This window comes from Candidatus Aquicultor sp. (genome assembly GCF_054640775.1).
In genome coordinates this window covers 23,241-29,513 of sequence record NZ_JBTSLF010000011.1, presented here as the reverse complement: position 1 = coordinate 29,513, position 6,273 = coordinate 23,241, and the positions used below count along the sequence as shown (strand labels likewise).

The window sequence follows — 6,273 nt, the reverse complement described above, 5'->3', positions numbered from 1 at the left end:
TACCGCCGGTACCAGTCGCAACGGGTGCGCTGTAGAACACCGCGTTCTGGAGCGTGACTGTCAAAGTATCATCTGGATTGATAGCCCCAGCAGCACTTTCCGAAATGGTGACGTTCGCCGCATCTTTGCCATTGCCGGTCGTAATTGTTAGAGGCGTCGCCTCCACTTTGATCGTACCTGATGTATCAAGCTTTGCGTTAGCGACTTCTGTCGGTGTAACTGCAATGCCTGCATCGGTTGAAGCCGCGATCTTGATATCGCCTGCAGCAACACTGCTCGCGATATCATACTGGATACCGCTAAACGTTATCGTAGATGCGCCTCCGCTACTTGCGGTTGACACTGTCCATGTTGCCTTATTACCGTTGTCGATAACCGGACCAGTGAACGCTTGGCTGTTTGTGCCAGCTGCAGCTGGTGCTAGGCTAAAGGTAACTCCAGGGGTACTTATCGTTAGCGTGATTTTCTTGCTCTTTGCGATTGCACCCGCGCTTCCCTCGGTTAGGGTGACGTTTGCGACGGCATTATTGTTGCCTGTCTCAGTGATCGTCGTCTTTGCGGCTGCTGCAGATACTAAGCCCTCTTGTACGTCAGCATTCTGAACTGTAACCGTGTTATCACCACTGTGGATATCCACGTCTACGTACCCTGTGCCAAATGCCTGTGCAACATTATATCTGATGTTATCGATCTTGATCTTATCAGTTGCTGAGCTATCGCCAGCAACTTTGATCGTCAAGACCTGTGCGCTGGTAACAGTAACGCTTGCGATAGTCATATTCGTGCCTGATTCATTAGTTACTGTCGGTGCGCTCGCCCATGTTACGTTAGCTGGCAATGTTACCGTAATATCGGTACCCCCGCCCACGGGAGCCCACTCGTTGGTTGCCGTTTCCTCAATTGTTATTGAGCCAGCCAATCCCCCACTTGCGCCCTGTGCGATTTCGGGGGTTTCTGGCGAAGAGCTCGATTTGACAGCAAACGCCGTCAGTGCGCCGAGCGGTAGCATGCTAAGAACCATCGCAGCGACGAGGATTAACGATACTACCTTATTTTTGCTTTTAATCATTAAAGCACCTTCCTTTCGAATTGCATTCATTAAAACATTTGTCTTAATATTGTCCACCTCCCCCCGCGACAGAATAAAACACAAAGTTAATACACTTATTTAAATAGTTGAACAGGTATCCGGTTAATGACAGGGTTATCCTGTACATATGTAAAGACGTTCACCCGCCGATAAAGTTACGGGCAAACAAGCTTTTAATAAAAAAGATTAGCCCCATTAGGTAAAGCACCGGCTTTATATAATTGGGCTAACTTATCTTATGACCAACGGGTCACTATTATCCAATGATTTCTCGATATCTTCAACCCTGAACTTTCCATAGGATGAAGAACTAACGTTTCCGGCTTTGTCGGTTGCGACAACGCGCCATCTCCAATTACCTGATGTTAACGGCTTTTCGAGTTGATAGAAATTGGCCGTGAGACCACTTTTGGTAACAACCTCACCGGGATCGCTTTCTGATCCTATATGAAGGGTATACTCCTCGACGTCGTCCACATCGCTCCAAACAAAGCGCAGCGTATGATTTTCGGTACTGATACCATTTACGGGCTCGATAAGCTCGATTGTGGGCGCTTTCGTATCTATAATGATCGTTCTTGCCGCATGCGCAACCTGACCGATACCATTCTCAACCTTGACCGTATATCGACCGTCCTGAATTCTGTTACCGTCAACATCGGTGCCATCCCATTTAAACTCCAAATCACGGCCAGCTTCCTTCTTTGCGATTACCGCAACCCTGGTAGCCCGCTTATAGAGCCCGACCTCATACCCATCGCACGAAGCGCCGCTTACCGTGATTGCCACGGTATCTTTTACTTTGTCTGCGTTGGGGCTGATATATATATCGGATACGCTGACACCATCCACTTCAAACGGGACCATCGATGCGAGCGACCTCTTACTCGGGGTATCGGTGCCCGGGGAATTCACTCTTCCCTGTTTAATGACCGATCTTGGGGTTATTTCACCGGATGCCTGAGCGTCGTTATCGGATGCGGCCTTTTCATCCGTGCTTGAAGGTGCCGGGGGTTCAGTTGTCTTTGCTACCTTATTTGAAGTTACACCACTTAACACGTTATTCGTCTGCTCTTTTGCCGTTTTATCTAAAGTCTCAATCTCACCCCTAAGCTTATTCTGGCCGCCACCGGGCATAGATTTGGCGATTTTCGTAGCCTGCTCCAGGCTGTCCTCGGCCTCTTTATAGATGCGAACCGCCGTCTTCTTTTCGCCTACATTTGCCATTGATTTGGCCTCGGCAAGTCTCTTCTGTGCCAACTGATAATGAAGACGCGCCTTACTCTCGTTATCAAATACCAGGGCCAGCTCTACGCCCTCCACTGCCCGTTTAAGACCGTAGAGAGGGCTTTGGGGAAGGCTATCGCTTGAAGCATATACCAAGCCGCCCGCAAGGATTACCAGGGCCGCCGCCGCGGCCGATGCCGTAACATATGCCCTGCCGAACAGACTCTTTATATTGAATACACCCGTAGAACGGGGTTCTTTAGTCTCATTGATTTGATGCGTGGTTGCCGGGACATCGCCCGCAATGGCCGCGAGGAATTTTTCCCTGCCGATCTTGGCGTAAAGCTTTGACGGCCGCAATTCCGGATACCCTGGATACGACGCCTTTACGCTTACGGCGACCTCCAATAGCTCCCTGAGTTCTTTGCGCTGGTTGGGATAGAGCCTCAGGCATTCCTCGATTGAAACACCAGAGTCTAAAAGCTTGATGCTGTAATCGAGCGCGCTTTCTAGTTTTTTGTTGTTTGCACTTGCCTTATCCACTAACCCCACCAGAATTTCTTTTTTATCTTTTTCACTTACTCTATCTAAGCTTAGATACTCTTACCTCTAATAAAGCTACTGCATCCTAGATTCTTCACTTCGCTAACGCTCCGTTCAGAATGACAGCAAACGGATCCTTTTCTTTAGAGCTAAGCCTTCCTGAAAAGGGATTTCTTACTTCCGGTAAGCACCGGCTCGACCCGTTCTTCGGGCTGCTCGTCCTGTCTCTCAAGCAACCGCCTGAGAGAAGCGAGGGCCCTTACTTGCAACGACTTTATCGACCCTTCGGTTTTCTCAAGCACCTTGCCGATCTCGTTATTGGAGAGCCCCATCGTAAACTTCAACAGAAGTACTTGCTGCTGCTCGTCTGTAAGCTTAACTACGGCTTTCTTGACCTCTTCTGCATCGAGCGCCGAGATGACGGTTTGCTCGAGATCGGTTTTACTTCTGCTTTCAAAGAGAAGCTCTTCTATATCATCATCAAGCAATACATGCGACCGCTTTGCCTTAGATCTCAGGTAGTCCAGCGTCGTGTTCTTGGCTATTCTTAACAGCCATGGGTAAAACGACTTACCGTCCTCCCTAAAATCAGGTATCGCGACGAGCATCTTGAGGAACACCTCTGATGTCAGGTCTTCGGCCAAGGGCCTGTCGTTTACCTGGTAATAGATATACCGGAACACATGCGGAAGGTAATTATCATAGAGCGCCGTCAGGGCGTCTCCGTTTAGCTGCTTTGCGTTCATCACCAGGACGTCGAGGTTCTTGAGGTTATTCATCCAGACCCCTCTCGACGCCGTAAGGTGCTAAAACAACCCTTCCATAAAGAAAAGACGAAGGAATTGCTAAAAAGATACGGGTTACGTTCGTAATTTTTGGTGACAAATGATTCCTTGCTGTAAAAGCATGGCGGTAACTCGCAGTTTGCAGGGTATATGAATTGACTAAGTTTCGAGTGTTACGTAAAACTCGCCGATTACAGGCAAACGTCACGAAAGCCTCCTCAATGGCTGTAGGGCACTTGCTACTATTAAATGCTGCGTCTTATGTTTCTATGATATCCATCTGCCAGGCTTCTTGCCGTTAGGCCTTCTACCGGACAGAAAAGGCTTTCCTATCGTTCTCGATCTATCGGTGGTTCGCGTAATATACAGCCGCTTTGTCTTTCTATTACACAGGCTCTAATTTTACACGAAAAGCGGTCTATAAAAAAGCGATTTTGGAGATTTTTTATTAAAGTAGAGGTGTAGTACATTGGTAATTCTATGCTATGTAGATGCTATAATGTGATGCTTGTTGATTAGGCTGATAATAATTAAGAAAATCTATGGTGGGATGTTTAAGCCAGCCTGTCTTTAAGCTGCTTAATCTCAATCCCCTGCTCATCTTGCCGTGCTACAACCGCGTTGAGCTTTCGCTCAATCCGGTCAAACCTAAGGCTGTGGTCTTCGAGTACATCTTTAATTTCGGATATTTCTAAATGCATACCGGCAATATCTTCTTGTATCCTGGCGATGTATGGTAAGACTACCTGCTCAAAGCCCTCATTAAAAATATTTATGATTTCTTTTCTTTCTTCAGGATTCATCACGGCTTCTCCGCTAAATAATTATTGTTATTCTGCCCTAACATTATATCCTCTGCAAGCGGAACCTGCAAGACCATATGTGCTATTGCATAAATGCAAGCGTGCGGTAGATTATAACCGATACTTCCGCCCTATTTGCGCTGGCATTCGGTCGGAAGTTGCCGTCTGTGTAGCCGGTGACGATGCCGTTTGAGGCGATAAGCTGGATATCGTTTTTCGCCCAGTGCCCCTCAATGTCGGGGAACGAACTCTTGCCCGACCCGGGGCTCAGGTCCATCGCCCGCGCGGTTACCGCGCATATCTCGGCGCGGCTGACCCGGGCTTCCGGCCGGAAAGTGCCATCCGGGTAACCGCCGATAATCCCCCTACTGGCGAGCGCTGATATATAGGGCTCCGCCCAGTGTCCCTTAACGTCGGTGAAAGTGCTCGAGCCGCCCGTTGGGATACCTTGTGCGAGACAGAGCATCTTGGCGAACTGTGCCCTAGTAACGATTGTCTCAGGCCTAAAGGTGCCATCCGAATACCCGGTGATAATGCCACGCTTGTTCAGATCCTCGATCTGGGTAAAAGCCCAGTAGCCCAGAGAGACATCCGGGAACGTCCCGCCCATCTGGTATATCCAGGTGCTCTTCAGACCTAGTTTCGAGCGGAATGTGTCTCCCCTCATACTTGTCGCAGAGCCATCCGCTTTCACGATATTCAACTGGCTAATCCTGGGCGAAACGCCGTATTTTATTATCACGAGGTTCGCAATCCCCGGGATGCCCAGCTTTGATTCAAAATCGGTCTTGCTGATAGTTTTTGTCCAGGAAAAACTCGTGTTTCCCGTCTGCTGGCAATATGCCTTGCCGGATGAGTTGTGGTCGTCCACCCCTTTAAGATACGGCTGGGGGCTCGCGTTGGGCCACGCCAGCTCGACGTTTTCGGTATGCCCACCGCAGCTTGAGGAATAGTAGGCGGCGATGGGAGCACCGTTATATGTGATGACCTGTCCTTTTGTATCAGCGACGGCCTTCGCCCACCTGGCTCCCCAGTTGGTGCCGCCCGAAGTCTCATTGATTTTATCCACGCCGATATAGACCTGGCTTTGAACCGAATCGTAGAGATCGAACTTGTCCTGCGGTTTCATGAATTTTATCGCGTATGTTCGCGCCGCGATGGCCTGCGCATAAAGTGCATCATACGGCCAGCTCGAAGGGACCTCGCCGAGTCCGTTGATATAATTGGGCTCGAAGCCTACGTAGTTGACCAGGTACAGGTGGGTTGCATCGACCGGGTACACATAGATGCTTCCCTTGTAGGAATGATACCGGCTACCGCTGGCGTTATAAACCTCGATCGGGTTGGTGGCATCGGTGACGATTATGGGGCCGGCAAGCTGATCGGCGGCAACGGTGCCGTCGGGCTTGACGAGCTTTAAAAGGCCCCCCGTAGTCGGGACGACCGACCACTTGCCGGTCGCGCCTTTAAACGCATAGGTGCCGTCGGTCTTTACGAAATCGAAAGCCGATGAACCATCACCCTCAACGTAAGCCTTAGATAGGTTGGAGCTTCCAAACAACCTTACCCTGACTGTGCTGGGAACACTATAATTGCCGGTAACGGTTGTGCCCTGGAAGTAATGGGCGAGTATCTGCCGGTAGGTCTGGCCCGCATCGACCCTTCCCTTCGCCCCCCATTGACACATGCCTATACCATGGCCGTAGCCATAGCCTTTAAATGTGTACTGGTCGGCTGCAAACACGTGGGGTGTGCTGATCACTAAGGAAATAACGAGTGCGGTAAGAATGATTACTAGTCTTCTACGCATAATAAACTCCGAACG

General features: G+C 49.6%; 5 protein-coding genes. All 5 read right to left on the bottom strand.

Annotated features, from left to right (window positions below; genetic code table 11):
* Nucleotides 1-1,069 (bottom strand): hypothetical protein (locus ACYC56_RS01995; protein WP_461372504.1); only part of this gene is annotated, 1,069 nt, incomplete at its 3' end.
* Between the two features lie 252 nt (nucleotides 1,070-1,321).
* On the bottom strand, nucleotides 1,322-2,860 hold the full coding sequence (locus ACYC56_RS01990) for a DUF5667 domain-containing protein (RefSeq protein ID WP_461372503.1): 1,539 nt from the start codon (nucleotides 2,858-2,860) through the stop codon (nucleotides 1,322-1,324).
* 149 nt (nucleotides 2,861-3,009) lie between these two features.
* On the bottom strand, nucleotides 3,010-3,639 hold the full coding sequence (locus tag ACYC56_RS01985) for an RNA polymerase sigma factor (protein ID WP_461372502.1): 630 nt from the start codon (nucleotides 3,637-3,639) through the stop codon (nucleotides 3,010-3,012).
* 560 nt (nucleotides 3,640-4,199) lie between these two features.
* Nucleotides 4,200-4,448: a hypothetical protein gene (locus tag ACYC56_RS01980; RefSeq protein WP_461372501.1), complete on the bottom strand. Its 249-nt coding sequence runs from the start codon at nucleotides 4,446-4,448 to the stop codon at nucleotides 4,200-4,202.
* Nucleotides 4,449-4,530: 82 nt separating this feature from the next.
* Nucleotides 4,531-6,258 carry a SpoIID/LytB domain-containing protein gene (locus ACYC56_RS01975; protein WP_461372500.1) on the bottom strand — a complete coding sequence of 576 codons (1,728 nt, stop codon included), beginning with the start codon at nucleotides 6,256-6,258 and terminating at the stop codon, nucleotides 4,531-4,533.
* Between the last annotated feature and the right edge of the window lie 15 nt (nucleotides 6,259-6,273).